Source organism: Synechococcus sp. H60.2, assembly GCF_047462315.1.
In the GTDB taxonomy this organism is placed as follows: Bacteria; Cyanobacteriota; Cyanobacteriia; order Thermostichales; family Thermostichaceae; genus Thermostichus.
In genome coordinates, this window is the sequence record NZ_JANSIZ010000005.1 from 12,736 (window position 1) to 26,524 (window position 13,789).

A 13,789-nucleotide genomic window follows, 5' to 3' on the forward strand; every position below is an offset into this window, starting at 1 on the left:
TAGAGTTGCCGGGGCCGACCGTGGGAGGAGCAGCCGACTGGGCTAGAGCTACCGAACAGGTGAAGCAGCAGGCGCTGGCGCTGGGCTTTGACAAGGTCGGCATCGCCAGTGCGGCGGATCCCCCTGACTTGGCGGGCTTGCGGGCCTGGCTGGCGGCGGGCATGGCCGCCGACATGGCCTGGATGGCCGATCCGCGGCGAATGGATCCAGAGCGGGTGCTGCCGGGGGTGCAATCTCTGGTCTGTGTGGCCCTCAACTACTACACCCCCATCTGCCACAGTCGGGATCCGGGCAAGGGCAAAATCTCCCGCTATGCCTGGGGGCGGGACTACCACCGCGTGCTGGGGCGGCGGCTGAAGCAGCTCCACCTCTGGATGCAAGCCCAGTTCCCGGATTATCGAGGCCGATTCTATGTGGATACCGGCCCGGTGGCGGAAAAGCCCTGGGCCATGCGGGCGGGCTTGGGCTGGATTGGCAAAAACGGCCTCTTGCTCACCCGCGAGTACGGCTCCTGGGTTTTCCTGGGGGTGATCTTGACAACTCTCCCCCTGCTCCCCGACCGTCCCCATACTGCCCACTGCGGCACCTGCAGCCGCTGCCTGGAAGCCTGCCCCACCCAGGCCATCGTCAGCCCAGGGGTGGTGGATTCCCGCCGCTGCATTGCCTACCACACCTTAGAGAGCCATGCTGAGCGGATCCCTGCCGAAATTGCCCAGAACCTGCACAATTGGGTGGCCGGCTGCGACATCTGCCAAGAGGTCTGCCCTTGGAACCAGCGCTTTGCCCGCCCCAGCCGGATCCCGGATTTTCAGCCTTACCCTTGGAACGTTGCCCCCGATCTCCAAGAACTGGCGCGGATCGGCGACGAGGAGTTTGACCGCCGCTTCCCCGCCTCTGCCCTGCGCCGCCTCAAGGCCCACCGGCTGCGCCGCAACGCCCAAGCTGCTCTCCGAGCCCATCCCACCTCTGCAGCCTGCAGCAACGATTTGGAAGCCCTCTCTACCTAATTTGGATATCCTTTTCCAACAGGATCTGGGGATCCCTACCCTTGGGCCTGGGCCGGCACCGGAAAACGGTGGGGCTGTTGTCTCCGGGCTGGGGACGCAAGCTAGCATACAGGTCTTATCCTCTTTTTTGGGATCCCAGTGCTGGGCTGAAGAGCGTCAGGCGTCCACGCCCTAGCGCCTCCTATTGGTTTCCCCTCTTCTTAGACCCTAACCCTGCATGGATAACGATTACGAAGACTATTACCCCGGCTACCGGCAGGCCAATAGCTACAACCTACTGCAATCTGGGTGGAAGCCCCTGTACCGCCATTTCGATGCCGAGTATTTCTGGCAACTGGCGATGCAGGATCCCTGGGCGTTGGCCGAGAAATTTTTGGATGTGTGCAGCGATGTTGCCAATGCGGTAGGACGTAGAGAGTACAGCCCGCTGGCCAACTTTCTCAACTTATTTTCAGAGAACACCCGTTACGAGATCGAAGAGTTTTGGAATAGCATCACCCCACCTCTGCCCGGCCCCGACTATACAGTATTTCAAGATCAGCTCTCCACGGAGACGCCGATTCGGCAGCAGGTGAGCCGCGATCAAATTCCCATCGATTACGTTTTAAGGCGCCTGCAGGAAATGACCGTTCTCAGAGTTTTGGCGCATCTGGGGCGACCGGCGCAGATCGTGCAATTCTATATGGAGCGCTACTTCTACTATCCGGTCGAGCGTTTCAGCAGTTGGGAGGAAATCAGCAGCCCGGGCACCACCTATGCCTTCTGGCCAGAGCACCAGATTTGGCTGCAAGTTCAGACCACCCATCACAACCGTCGCCGCTACACCCTGCTGGGCGTGGATCTCAGGCCCTTAATTCGCAAGGTTACTTACAATCTGGCGGTGATGGTGAGCGGCTACCAAAGCCGGATCGGGCAAGTCTACAGCCCCTATCCAATCAGTTCTTTTCCCGCTGAAATTCAGGCCTTTACCGATCAAGTACAACAGCAGATTCTACAGCAGGAGCGATTGGCGGTCTTGGTGCACGGGATCCCAGGTACAGGTAAAACGGCCTGGACGCAAGCGGTGGCCCACGAGCTGCTGGTGCCCCTGGGCTATGTGGTGTTTATCTTGGATCACGAAGCCGTACAGGAGTTCATCGCGCCCCCCTACCTGGAGCGGGTCTGCTTGATCATCAACGAAGCCGATAACCTCGCCCAAGACCGAGCCAGCGAGGTGGCCCAGCAGAGCACCAAAACCGAACGCATCCTCAGCCTGCTGGATGGCACCCTTCACCAAAGCGTGCTCGATCCCGATTATCTCGACTGCAGGCAGAGGCTGGTGGTGTTGATGACCTGCAACACGACCGAGCGCCTGGATCCGGCCGTTTTGCGCAAAGGGCGGGTGGACTTGATCCAAGAGTTTACCCACCGCTTTGTTTGAGCTGTGTCGGCATCTACCCGGTTTAGCCGCTGGGGCCAATCTTCGATTTGGGTCGGGCTTGGGTGGGCTAGGTAGCCCGCAGTTGAACCGGCATGACCAAATAGCAGAGGCGCGTCGCTCCAATTGGCTTCCAGATGGCCGGCTGAGTGGCGCCGTTCAGCTCCAGGCTCACCTGCTGCGTATGAAACACCTTAAGGGCCTCCAGCAGGTAGCGCACATTAAAAGCCAGCTCCAGGTCAGGGCCGGACATCTGTACCGGCAGAGATTCCTCGCCGCTGCCCACATCGGGCGCCTCGGTGCTGATGCGTAGGGTTTGGGTTGCCTCAGAAAGGTTGAACTTGATGATGTCGTTCCGCTGGGCAGCAAACACCCCCACCCGCTCCAAGGACTCGATCAAAGGCCGACGCTCCAGGGTTACATGCCGCTCAAATTGCCGCGGGATCAGGCGGTTGTAGTCGGGGTACTGGCCCTCCAAAAGGCGGCTGGTAATCCGCTGCTGGCACTGAGTGCCGCCGGCGCCCAAAATAAATTGCACCTGCGACCGGTCAAACCGCAGTTCCACTGCAGAAGCGGCCGTCTGGGCAGCGAGGATGCGCTCCACCTCTCGTAGAGTCCGAGCGGGAATGGTGAAATCCAGTTTTGTCCCCCCAGCAGCCAAATCAACTGGGATCCCTTCGGCCTCCACCTGAACCATCGCCAGGCGATGTCCATCGGTGGCTGCAAACTCCAGCCGCGGCGGATCCCCGGTTAAGAGCTTGACATGTACACCCGTAAGCACTTGCTTGGTGTCATCACCGGAAGCGGCAAAGAGGGTTTGGCCAATCCCTTGCAGCAAGCTCTCGATGGGCAGCTCAAGGATCTGGGCGGCCAAGCTCTCCTCCTCAGCATCGGCAGTGCGGAGCGCTATCTCGGGCAAGGTGGGATACTCTTCCGCAGGCATGCCGCGTAGCTGGTACTGTCCGGCGGCCGATGTAAGGGTCACAGCAGCGCTCTCCGGAGCTTGGCTAACACCGATCGGGCCGCTGGGCAGGCGGCTGACGATGTCGCTGAGCAGCTTGGCCGGCAGCGTGGTGCGACCGGATCCCTTCACCTCGGCCTCGAACTCGCTGCGAATGCACAAGTTCAAGTCAAAGGCCGTCAGAGCAACTCGCTGTGCCTCTGCGCTTGCCTCTACCAGCACGTTGGCCAAAACCGGCAGGGCAGGACGGCTGGCAACGGCTCGGCTAACTGCAGCAAGGTGATGGCTGAGCGCAGCTTGCTCACAGGTGAAGCAAAGACCGCCGGCAGGTAGATCGACAGCCTCGCTGAAAGACTCTGTCCCGTTGACGGGAAAGGGATACCCAGAGCTGCCGTCGCGCGGGGCAGACGCGGGCGAGCTGGCTTCGACTTCCCAATCCACAGGACGTTGAGCTTGCACCATTGGGGACTTGCGAGCTGAATATGCCTATCCTACACCGCCTGCTTCCCACGGATCCCTCCCTGCCCAGACGAGTTTTGCAAAAAAATTTTCTTCGCGCGCGCAGGATAAAGTTAAAAACCACGATCCCTACCCAATTTAATTTTTTGATCTAGTAGTAGTAGGGGCTGTGGAAACTGTGGAAATTGATCGGAAAAGCCTTGCGCCACAAGCTTTTGATCGTATTCCCCACCTGTGGAAAAACTGTGGATAACTTGGCCAATTTTCCACAAGGTATAAATACTCTGTGGATAACTCGGGGGGTTTTTCCACAAGTTTTCCACAGATTTTTGGAGTTTTCCACAAGTTTTCCACAGGCCGAGAGGATAAAAATGTTGTTATTCCCTGACAAATTCATAAAACTTAACACACAACCGGTGTAGGATGCCCTAATCTAGTATCCCACTGCTCTAGATGTGGCCTGGGGATCCTATGAAGGCTGGGGGCGGCCTTTGGGGGGTTCCACGGGTTTTCCACAGGTTGCTTGGGAAAACCATGGCAGCCTTTGGCTGGCTGGGCCCGCCAGACCAAAAGTCCGCATCGAGCTCAGGTGCGGCGGAAGCTGCTGGTCGCGAGCTCCCGTTTGGCAAGGTTACTGTCACTTCAGCTTCAGCCAGGGCAGTTTGCCTATGCTCAACTGCCCATAGCCAGACAGGGTCGCTTCTCCAGAAGCGTGGATGCCTTGTTTCAAGATGAGTTTCAAGATGAAAACAACCGTTTGCAAACGGCAGTCAAAGGTCAATTGGCTACTGCCCAGCCGTTAGGGCAAAAGGATCCCCTGCTCAATTTCGGAGTTTGAGTCTTCAGTTACTTCTTCCGGCTGCAGCGGGGCCTCTTGGCAGCGCTCCATGGCCTGAAGTAGAAGGGCTTCCCCTTCTTGCAAGGTTTCGATGCGGCAGAGAAGGGCGCGAAACTGAGAGGCACCGGCAAAATCCTTGATGTACCAGGTCATGTGCTTGCGGGCCTGACGGATGCCACGTTCTCCCTTATACTCCCAGAGGCCTCGCAAGTGTTCTAAAGCCATTTGAATCCGATCCAGGGGGGTAGGAGCTGGTCTTTCTTGGCCGGTTTTCAGGAAGTAATCGATTTGCCCCACTAGGAAGGGGTAGCCCATGGTGCCGCGGGAGCACATCACGCCGTCGGCGCCGGTTTCCTCCAGACACTTCACCGCTGCAGCGGCCGAGAAAATATCCCCATTGGCGATTACCGGAATGCGCAGATGCTCTTTGACGCGGCGAATCCAATCCCAACGGGCTTTGCCGTTGAACCCCTGAGCCCGTGTCCGGCCATGCAAAGTCAGCAATTGCGCTCCGGCCTCCTGCAGCCGGTGGGCAAAATCCAGGATGTTGATCTCCTGATCCGACCAACCCAGGCGAGTTTTCACCGTTACGGGCACGGACACAGCCTTAGCCACCGCTTCCACAATCCGGGCTGCTGTGTCTGGCTCCCGCAGCAAGGCAGAGCCACCGCCATTTCTGGTAATCTTGTTTACTGGGCAGCCCATGTTGATATCTACCAAGGTCGCCCCTTCATCTACCGCCATGCGAGCTGCTTCCGCCAAAAAGTGGGGTCGGCAGTCGAACAACTGAATGCCGATGGGCTGCTCCCCCTCGCCCACTTCCATGATGCGGGGTAGCTCGCGGGCATAGTGCAACCCCGTCGCGTTCACCATTTCGGTGTAGACCAAGCTTTGCGGGGCAAAGCGGCGTACCAGCCCCCGAAACACTTTGTCGGTTACTCCCGACAGGGGTGCCTGAAAGACACGACTGAAAATCTTCACCCCACCAATCTCAAGGGGTTGGGCCATTCGAGCTTGCAATTGCGGCGAAAGCTGCAGGCTCATCGGGATCCGGAGAAAGCAACCAGCAACTTATCCTTCTTTGTTGACAAAGTAAAGAAGACCCAGGATGCGCGCCCGTTTGATGGCAGTAGACAGCTCCCGCTGCTGCTTGGCGGTCAGGCCGGTGATGCGGCGGGGCAGAATTTTGCCTCGCTCGGTTACAAATTTCTTGAGCAGCTCAACATCGGTGTATTTGATCGGCTCTCCCGGCTTGATGGGAGACAGGCGGCGACGAGCGTAAACCATAGGTCAGGAGAACGGTAAAGCGGCTTGAACTACTTGATCTCTTTATGGACGGTGTGGCGGTTGCACTTGGGGCAGAATTTCTTCAGCTCCAAGCGGGCCGTGGTGTTACGGCGATTTTTGGTGGTGGTGTAGCGGTTCACCCCTGGAGAACGCTTATTGACGTTGGTGCGGCACTCCGTACACTCCAGGGTAATGATGATGCGAGCACCCTTTGCTTTGGCCATAGTGGATCCCAAGGTGGAGGAAGTAAAAGCACTTGAGAACCCCCAACCCCAGGGGTTGAGGCTGGAGGTGGGTTCACCTCGTAAGCGCGATCACCAATTATCCAACTTTTCTTTGACGGAATCAACCCAGTTTTTGACTTGCTTGCCGGTTTGTTGTCTTAGGCTGCGGGTGTTTCGATCCACGTCCTTGCTCAGGCGCTGCATCTGCTGGGAAAGATCGCGCACTGCCTCATTGCGTTGAGCTTGGCGCAACAGCTCGCGAGCAGCGGACTTGACGTCCTCGGCGGCGTCTCCCTCCAGGATGTCCTGCAGCAACCGCAGGGCTTTCTTATCTAAGTGGTAACCCTGCTCCGATTCCACCACCAGGGTGCGCCCGGCGCGGTCGTGGATGCTCTGGCGTTTTTCCTTGTCGAAGAAGGCAAACAGCCCATCGGCCGCCAGGGGCACCAGCAGGGCTTCCGTGAGCACAAATAGGGAGAGCACCCCCTCGCGGGCCAGGGAGCGAACCAGGTGGGGTGGGGCCTCGGTTTCGGGATCCAAGGTTTTGAGGTTCAGCAGCCATTTGCCAAGGCTTTGGCCAGCGGGGCGGGATTGGAAGTAGCCGCGGTTCACCAGCCAGGTGGCGAAGAAGGCGATGTAGCCGGTCATGTCCACGGCGCCCGCATCGGCTCCCACCAGAGAAGCCAAGCCCTGCGCCAGGTAGGAGACCCCCAGCCCCAGCCCAAAATCCAGGGCAAAGGCCCCGATCCGTTTGCCCCAGGGGGCCAGTTTGGGCAGGTTTTCCTCGGCCTGGGGCGAGCTGGCTGCTTGGGAAGCCGGTCGCTCTGCTTGTACAGGAGGCAAGGAGGTTGCCGGGGGCAAGGCGCTGAAAGCTTGCCACTCGCTGGCGTTTTGATCCAGTTGCTTAGTTTTGGGCCGCTCTGGAAATGGAGGCCGTTCAGGATAGGGTCTGGGATCCGTCATCGCAGGTTGAGGCTGTCAGTCCTATCATTCTAGCTAGCAAGGCGGGTCTAGACCCCCACCGGCAGGGGAGCAGGGCTGCGGCGCGGGATCGCGTAGGTCATCCGATCCCGGGCCAGAATTGTGTTGGGAAAAATCGCTTGAGCTTCCGCCAGCAAGTCTTCTAGGGTGATGGGAGCTTCGGGGGTGTAGCGGGGACTGAAGTGGGTGAGGATGAGGGTCTGGGCCTTGGCTTCGGCGGCCACCCGCGCGGCCATGGCGGCAGTGGAGTGCTTGGCGCGCTGGGCCAGTTCGCGATCCGCTTCGGCGTAGGTGGCCTCGTGGATGACCAGGTCAGCAGCACGGGAGAGATCGACGGCGTTGCGGCAGAAGATGGTGTCGGTGCAGTAGGAGAACTTGCGCCCTGGGATGGGATCCCCCACATAATCTCGCCCGTGGAAGTGGCGGCCCTGCCAGAAGATGGATTGCCCGGCCTTGAGCTGGCCGTAGAGGGGGCCGGGCGGGATCCCGTCGGCCTGAGCCTTGGCCACGTTAAAGGTGCCTGGCCGATCCTGTTCCACCACGCGGTAGCCGAAGGCGGGCACCCGGTGATCCAGGGGCGCGCAAAAAACCCAATATTCTGGATCCTGAAGAATGAGACCTGTTTCTACGGTGTGAACCCGGAAGGAATAGGGGATCCGCGTCTCGCTGTAGCGCAGCACCGCCTTCAGGTACTCTTCCAGGCCGGGGGGGCCGTAGATGTCGATGTGCTGGGGGGTACTGCCCAGGCCACAGGAGGCCAACAGCCCCGGCAGGCCGTAGATGTGATCCCCGTGCATGTGGGTGATGAAAATGCGGCGCAACTGGCTGGGGCGCAGCTCGTCTAGCCGCAACAGTTGGTGTTGGGTGCCCTCGCCACAATCAAACAGCCACCATTCCGACCGCTGCGGAAACTGCACCGCCACGCCAGAGACATTGCGCTGGCGGGTGGGCATGCCGGAGCTGGTGCCCAAGAAGGTAACACGAATGGCGTTGGGATCCGTCACAAGGGCAGAACGGTAAAGTTGAAGGAATGGGATCCCTAGCTTATCAACTGTTCCTGCCGCGCGCAGGGAAAAGACGGCCCAAAACCCTTGTTAGGATGAAAAGTAAGTGTCAGCTTTCCCGCCATGATCACCTTGACCGAGAGCGCCATCCAAGAGCTAAAACGCCTGCGCAGCAAGTACGAGAAAGAGGGATCCCAGCCCATCCTACGGCTGGGGGTCAAGCCCAGCGGCTGCTCTGGCCTCTCTTACGTGATGAACTTCGAGCCCCAGGCCAACCCTGATGACCATACCTTTGACTTTGGCGAGCTCCGCGTGGCAGTGGATCCCTTGAGCATGACTTTGATCCAGGGCCTCACCGTCGACTTTTCCGAGGATCTGTTGGGGGGCGGTTTCAAATTCAAGAACCCCAACGCGGTGGCTAGCTGTGGCTGCGGCACTTCCTTTGCCACCGCCGAAACTGCCGCTGCCGTCGGCCATTGATCACATCCTGCCGGACGACTCTAGGCTGGGCAGGCGGAGTACAAAACACGTCCACCCGTCCTCGCTGCTGACTCGAACGTGGCCCTTGAGATGCTCCACCCACTGCTTCACCAAAGCCAACCCCAGGCCGCTACCTGGCTGGGCCCAGGGATCCGCAGTGGGCACGCGGTAGAAGCGCTCGAAGAGGCGGGGCAGATGTTCCGGCTCGATCTGAGCGCTGTTGCCGATCTTAAACTCAACCCCTCCAGGGATTGGCTGAACCCCTATACGGATCGTGCCACCTGGCTGGGTAAACTTGCAGGCGTTGTCCAGCAGTTCTTTGAGGATCTGGGTCAGGAGCTGCGGATGGCTGTAAAACCGCCAGGGGGAGGGGGGCAGATCCCCCACCTGCAGCGTGAGGGAGCGGGCCTGGGTGGATTGCTGCGCCGACTCGATCAAGCTGTGCCAGAGGTGGGGCAGGTCAATAGCTGCAACGGCAGAGCCCAGGTCTTTCCCTTCCAGGCCCTGCAGATCCAATAGGCGGTTGATGAGCTGGATTTCGGCCTCGCACTCCTGCAGGGCAATGTCCCGGTATTGCCGCTGCTTCTCGTTGAGGGGGGTGCGGCCCAGGAGTTCCAGGGCTAGCTTGATCTTGGTCAAAGGCGTGCGCAGCTCGTGGGAGACCGTGGCCAGAAAGTGGTCTTTGAGGCGGTTGAGCTGCTCCAGATCTGCCACCTGGCAGGCCAGTTGGGCGGTGCGCTCCTGCACCTTGGCTTCCAGTTCCTGGTTAAGCTGCTGCAGACGGCGCTGGGCCTGGTTGGCTTGCAGCAAGTGGCGCAGCCGCCGCTTCAAAACCGACCAGTGGATGGGCTTGGGGATGTAGTCGCTGGCACCGGCGGCAAAGGCCTCACTGACAAAGGCTTCGTCTTCTAAAGCGGTGACGATTAAAATTGGCATGTCGGGGTTTTGGGCGTGGAGGCGACGGCAGCACTCAAACCCATCCAGATCCGGCATCACCGCATCCAGGAGCACCATGTCCGGCTGATGGCGGCTTACGACTTCTAGACAAGCCAAGCCGCTGTCCGCTTCTACAACTTGGTAGCCTTCCCGCTCCAGGGCATAGCGAGCCAAAAGCCGCTGGCTGGGATCATCGTCGGCAATCAGCAGCAGTGGCTTTTCCTCGGCTCCAGAGAAGCTCCCTCCCCGCCGATCTGACATAGGCTTGGCATTAAGCTTCTGCATGGGTACTGGCAACAGGAGAAGGCCCAGACGCGGCAGCCGATAACTCCAGGGTAACTCGCTGGTACTCGGCTTCCAACCGTTGCAAGGCCTGCTTCAGGGTATCCCAGTTTACAAAAGCGGGAGAGGGGTGGCGAGAGAGGTTCTCCAGCTCCTGACACATCTGAGCTAGCGACTTGGCCCCCAGGGTGCTGCTGCTGCCCTTGAAGCGGTGGGCCAGTTGGGCCACGGTTTGGGCATCTTGCCGCTCCAGAGCCTGGCGCAGGGATCCCAGCAGGGCCTGGCTGTCTTGCTGGTAGGTTTGCACCATCTCCTGCCAGTCTTCGGGGGATCCCAGCATGCTGCGTAGGCTGGCCAGGGTGTCGGGATCCAAGGCTGGCTCCGGTTTTTCTTCCGTGCAAGAAGAAGAGATTTCCTGCAAAGCGCGCTCCAGCACAGCCGGCTGCAGGGGCTTGGTCAGGTAGCCGTCGACGCCGGCGGCCTCGGCAGCAGCACGGCTTTCCAGGAAAGCATCGGCGGTGAGGGCAAGAATGCGTGGCTGGCGATCTGGGGGAAGTTCGCTGCGGATGCGGCGGGTGGCGGCCAGGCCGTCCAGCTCCGGCATGTGCAGATCCATCAAGACCAGGTCGTAGGCGCGCAGTTGCAGCGCCTGCAGGGCTTCCAGGCCATTGGCCACGATGTCCGGCTGATAGCCCAGCCGCTCCAGCATTAGGCGGATGACTTTTTGGTTAACGGGGTTGTCCTCGGCTACCAGGATGCGCAACGGGCAGCGGCTGGCCAAAGGCAGCGGGGGCTCCAAGGGGGAAGTAACGGCAGGCACTTTTTCCTGGCAAAGCAGAGCCCGCAGTTGCGAGGCCTTGACCGGCTTGCTCAGGGCAGGAAAAGAGCCAGAGCTTGCCAGAGCCGCGCTGCGGGCCACCAGCAGCAAAGGCCTCAGGGGGGGCTGCTCCTGCTGCAGAGCCTTGGCCAGGGCCAGTCCATCGCCGTCAGGCAGGCTGGTATCCACCAGGGCCAGGTCAAAAGTCTGGGCCTTGGCCAGGGCTTGGGCTTCTGTTGCAAAGCTGCAGGCCGTTACCTGCATCCCCCAAGCCTGGAGCAGGCGAGCCAGGAGCTGCCGTTGGCTGGCGTTGTCTTCCACCAACAAAACCCGCTTGCCGGCTAGAGCAGCATCGAGGGCTGGGGCTGCCAAGAGGGCCGGATCCGGAACACGCAGCGGGACACGGAAACCAAAGGTGGATCCCTGGCCCGGCTGGCTTTGCACCCAGATCTCTCCGCCCATCAGTTGACAGAGGCGCTGGCTGATGGCCAAGCCCAAGCCCGTGCCGCCGTAGCGGCGGCTGATGGAGCTGTCCACCTGGCTGAAAGGCTTGAAGAGGCGATCCTGCTTTTCCGGCGGGATGCCGATGCCGGTGTCTTGCACCTGGAAGCTCACCCACTGCTCCTGGGCCTCGACGCTTACCACCACTTCTCCCTGCGGGGTGAACTTGATGGCGTTGCTGAGGAGATTGGCCAGGATCTGGCGCAGGCGGTTGGGATCCCCCACCAGGCTGGCTGGCAAGCTGGGATCCACCCAGGCCACCAGCTCCAGATCTTTGCTCTGGGCTTGGGCGGCCATGAGATCCAAGAGCTCCTCCATGAGCTGGGGCAGGGAAAAGGGCGTTTCCTCCAGCTCCAATTTCTGAGACTCGATCTTGGAGAAATCCAAAATGTCGTTGATGAGGCTGAGCAGCACCTCGCTGCCGTAGCGGATGGTCTGCACCCAATCCCGCTGCTGCGGATCCAGGGGGGTATCTAGCAACAGGCTGGCCATGCCCATGATGGCGTTGATGGGCGTGCGGATCTCGTGGCTCATGGTGGCCAAGAATTCGCTCTTGGCGCGGTTGGCCGCCTCGGCAGCTTCCATAGCCGCCTTCATCTGCTCTTCCGTCTGCTTGGCCAGGGTGATGTCCCGCCCGGCGGCGTAGGCCAGGGATCCCGCCAGAGAGGCGCGCCATTCGATAAAGCGGTAGCTGCCGTCTTGGGTGCGGTAGCGGTTGACTAAGCCATCCAGGCGTCCTTCTTGCAGCAGCTTTTGCATCGCCTTCTGCGTGGCCAGCAGATCTTCCGGGTGCACCCATTCCCAAAAGGGGTGCTGCTGCAGCTCCTCGAGGGAACGGCCCAGAACAGTCTCCCAAGCAGGGTTGAGGCGGCGAAAATACCCCTGCTCGTCGGCAATGCAGAGCAAGTCCAAAGCTACCGAGAAGAATTGCTCCAGCTCTGCTTCGGCCTGCTTGCGGGCGGTGATATCGACGGCGGTAAACACCCAGCAAGGGATCCCGCGCAGCACCAGCGGCTGGACGAAGACGTCTTCCCAAAACTCCCGGCCATCCCGCCGTTGCCAGTGCCACTCAAAGCGGGCAGATCCCTGAGAGCGAGCTTGCTCCAGGTGAGGCTGCAGCGAGAACCCCCTTCCCTGCAGGGCCTGGCGATAGGGGGACTGCTCCAAAACGTCGAAGGCCCGCAGCTCCTCCAGGCTAGAAAATCCATAGGCGGCAAGGGCGCGCGGATTAGCCTCCAAGATCTCGCCCGTTTCGGCATGGCGAATGAGGATGGCCACGGCAGCATTTTCAAACAGGGCGCGGAACTTCTGCTCGCTCTCTTGCAGGGCTTGCTGTGCCTGCACCCGCTCCGTGATGTCGCGAATGATGAGCACCACTTCCTGCGCATTCAGAGGGGCAATGCGCACCTCCTCGTGGCGCACCTCGCCATCGATTTCCAGGCTTTGCTCGTAGCGCTGCAGGGTTTGGGTGGCCAGGGCTTGGCGAATATAGGCAAGCCGCCGCTCCGCCAGGTCTGGGGGCAGGAGTTCGTGGGGTGAGCGCCCCAGGTAAGTTTCTGGCAAGCCGTAGGGCCGCACCTCCCCCCCACAGCTCACTCCCAGGCAAACGCCCTGGCTATCGAGGTGAAAGATGAGATCCGGGATGGCCGCCAAAATAGCTCTTTGCCTTTCCTCGGCAGCTTTGAGCTCCAGCTCGGCCTGCTTGCGCTCTGTGATGTCCCGCACCAAGACGTAGAGCTTCTCGCTGCCGTGGGCAACGATACAGGCCCTGCGATACTGCCGCACCCCGCCTGGCAGCTCGATCTCGTACTCCAGGTATTCGACGCTCTGGTTGGCCAGAGCCCGCCTTCCCAGAACCTCGCATTGCTCCCTCAACGCAGCAGGCAAAATCTCCTGGAGCCGACGGCCAATGTAGTCCTCGGGGGGGCGCAGAGTGGCGAAGTAGCGGGGCGGCTTGCAGTCGAGGATGCGACCGTCGGCAGCGATCTCCAAAACCATATCCGGGATTGCCTCGTAGAGGGCGCGGTAGCGGGACTCGCTTTCCTGCAGCGCCTGCTCCCGCTCAACCTGCTCGCTGATGTTGCGGCTGGTGATCAGGATCCCGTCCCCCACCGGCACCACCTGGTGGTGGATCCAACGGGCCCGCAAGCCCGGCTGGCCGGAGATGGGAAACTCCTCTTCCAGGGGGATGCGGGTTTCCACCACCCGCTTGTATTTTTCAAAAAAGCCAGCCGTGCGGTTGATGGGCAACAGCTCGCACAGCCTTTGGCCGAGGATCTCCTCCCGGCGGCGGGAAATGAGCTCCTCCCCTTTGGCGTTGACATCGACGAAGACAAAATCCACAATCTCGCCGGTAAAAGGATCCCGCACCGCCTCCAAGAGATAGATGGCATCCAGGCTGGCTTCCAGTGCTGCGCGGAAACGGATCTCTGGGCTGGAAGTCGGCAGCGCTCCCTTGAAAATGAGCTTGAAAACTCTCTTAAAGAGAGGGATCCGCCGCCGGAGCCAGCCAAGCCCTAGAAGTGCTCCGAGAACCAAAACAATCCCCCCAAGCGTAAAGCTGGCCCAGCCCGGCAGCATTATCTCTATCCCCAG

General features: G+C 60.3%; 11 protein-coding genes. 3 read left to right on the plus strand and 8 right to left on the minus strand.

The window, feature by feature from the left end; translation table 11 throughout:
* The first annotated feature begins 5 nt into the window (after positions 1 to 5).
* Positions 6 to 1,007 carry a tRNA epoxyqueuosine(34) reductase QueG gene (queG, locus tag NW845_RS01405; RefSeq protein ID WP_414371492.1) on the plus strand — a complete coding sequence of 334 codons (1,002 nt, stop codon included), beginning with the start codon at positions 6 to 8 and terminating at the stop codon, positions 1,005 to 1,007.
* Between the two features lie 217 nt (positions 1,008 to 1,224).
* Positions 1,225 to 2,427 carry an AAA family ATPase gene (locus NW845_RS01410; protein ID WP_414371490.1) on the plus strand — a complete coding sequence of 401 codons (1,203 nt, stop codon included), beginning with the start codon at positions 1,225 to 1,227 and terminating at the stop codon, positions 2,425 to 2,427.
* A 67-nt stretch (positions 2,428 to 2,494) separates the two neighbouring features.
* On the opposite strand, the gene dnaN is transcribed toward NW845_RS01410, so the two are convergent.
* The 6 genes from dnaN to rnz all read right to left on the minus strand — a co-directional run bounded on the left by dnaN (position 2,495) and on the right by rnz (position 8,160).
* Positions 2,495 to 3,847 carry a DNA polymerase III subunit beta gene (gene dnaN / locus NW845_RS01415; protein WP_414364908.1) on the minus strand — a complete coding sequence of 451 codons (1,353 nt, stop codon included), beginning with the start codon at positions 3,845 to 3,847 and terminating at the stop codon, positions 2,495 to 2,497.
* Positions 3,848 to 4,643: 796 nt separating this feature from the next.
* Positions 4,644 to 5,726 carry a tRNA dihydrouridine synthase DusB gene (gene dusB / locus NW845_RS01420; protein ID WP_414376470.1) on the minus strand — a complete coding sequence of 361 codons (1,083 nt, stop codon included), beginning with the start codon at positions 5,724 to 5,726 and terminating at the stop codon, positions 4,644 to 4,646.
* Positions 5,727 to 5,753: 27 nt separating this feature from the next.
* Positions 5,754 to 5,969 (minus strand): 30S ribosomal protein S18, encoded by a 216-nt coding sequence (rpsR, locus tag NW845_RS01425; RefSeq protein WP_414364911.1) that lies wholly within the window; start codon positions 5,967 to 5,969, stop codon positions 5,754 to 5,756.
* Between the two features lie 29 nt (positions 5,970 to 5,998).
* Positions 5,999 to 6,193, minus strand: a complete 195-nt coding sequence (rpmG, locus tag NW845_RS01430) for a 50S ribosomal protein L33 (RefSeq protein WP_011430486.1) — start codon at positions 6,191 to 6,193, stop codon at positions 5,999 to 6,001.
* Between the two features lie 90 nt (positions 6,194 to 6,283).
* Positions 6,284 to 7,156, minus strand: coding sequence for an RDD family protein (locus NW845_RS01435; RefSeq protein ID WP_414364913.1), 873 nt, complete (start codon positions 7,154 to 7,156; stop codon positions 6,284 to 6,286).
* 47 nt (positions 7,157 to 7,203) lie between these two features.
* Complete coding sequence (gene rnz, locus NW845_RS01440; protein ID WP_414364925.1) at positions 7,204 to 8,160, minus strand: ribonuclease Z; 957 nt, start codon at positions 8,158 to 8,160, stop codon at positions 7,204 to 7,206.
* Positions 8,161 to 8,301: 141 nt separating this feature from the next.
* Between rnz and NW845_RS01445 the strand changes: the two genes are divergently transcribed.
* On the plus strand, positions 8,302 to 8,658 hold the full coding sequence (locus tag NW845_RS01445) for a HesB/IscA family protein (protein WP_414376472.1): 357 nt from the start codon (positions 8,302 to 8,304) through the stop codon (positions 8,656 to 8,658).
* On the opposite strand, the gene NW845_RS01450 is transcribed toward NW845_RS01445, so the two are convergent.
* Together NW845_RS01450 and NW845_RS01455 are read right to left on the minus strand one after the other, a co-directional pair.
* Complete coding sequence (locus NW845_RS01450) at positions 8,659 to 9,855, minus strand: response regulator (RefSeq protein ID WP_414376474.1); 1,197 nt, start codon at positions 9,853 to 9,855, stop codon at positions 8,659 to 8,661.
* A 10-nt stretch (positions 9,856 to 9,865) separates the two neighbouring features.
* Positions 9,866 to 13,774: a PAS domain S-box protein gene (locus tag NW845_RS01455; protein ID WP_414376476.1), complete on the minus strand. Its 3,909-nt coding sequence runs from the start codon at positions 13,772 to 13,774 to the stop codon at positions 9,866 to 9,868.
* Positions 13,775 to 13,789: the final 15 nt, after the last annotated feature.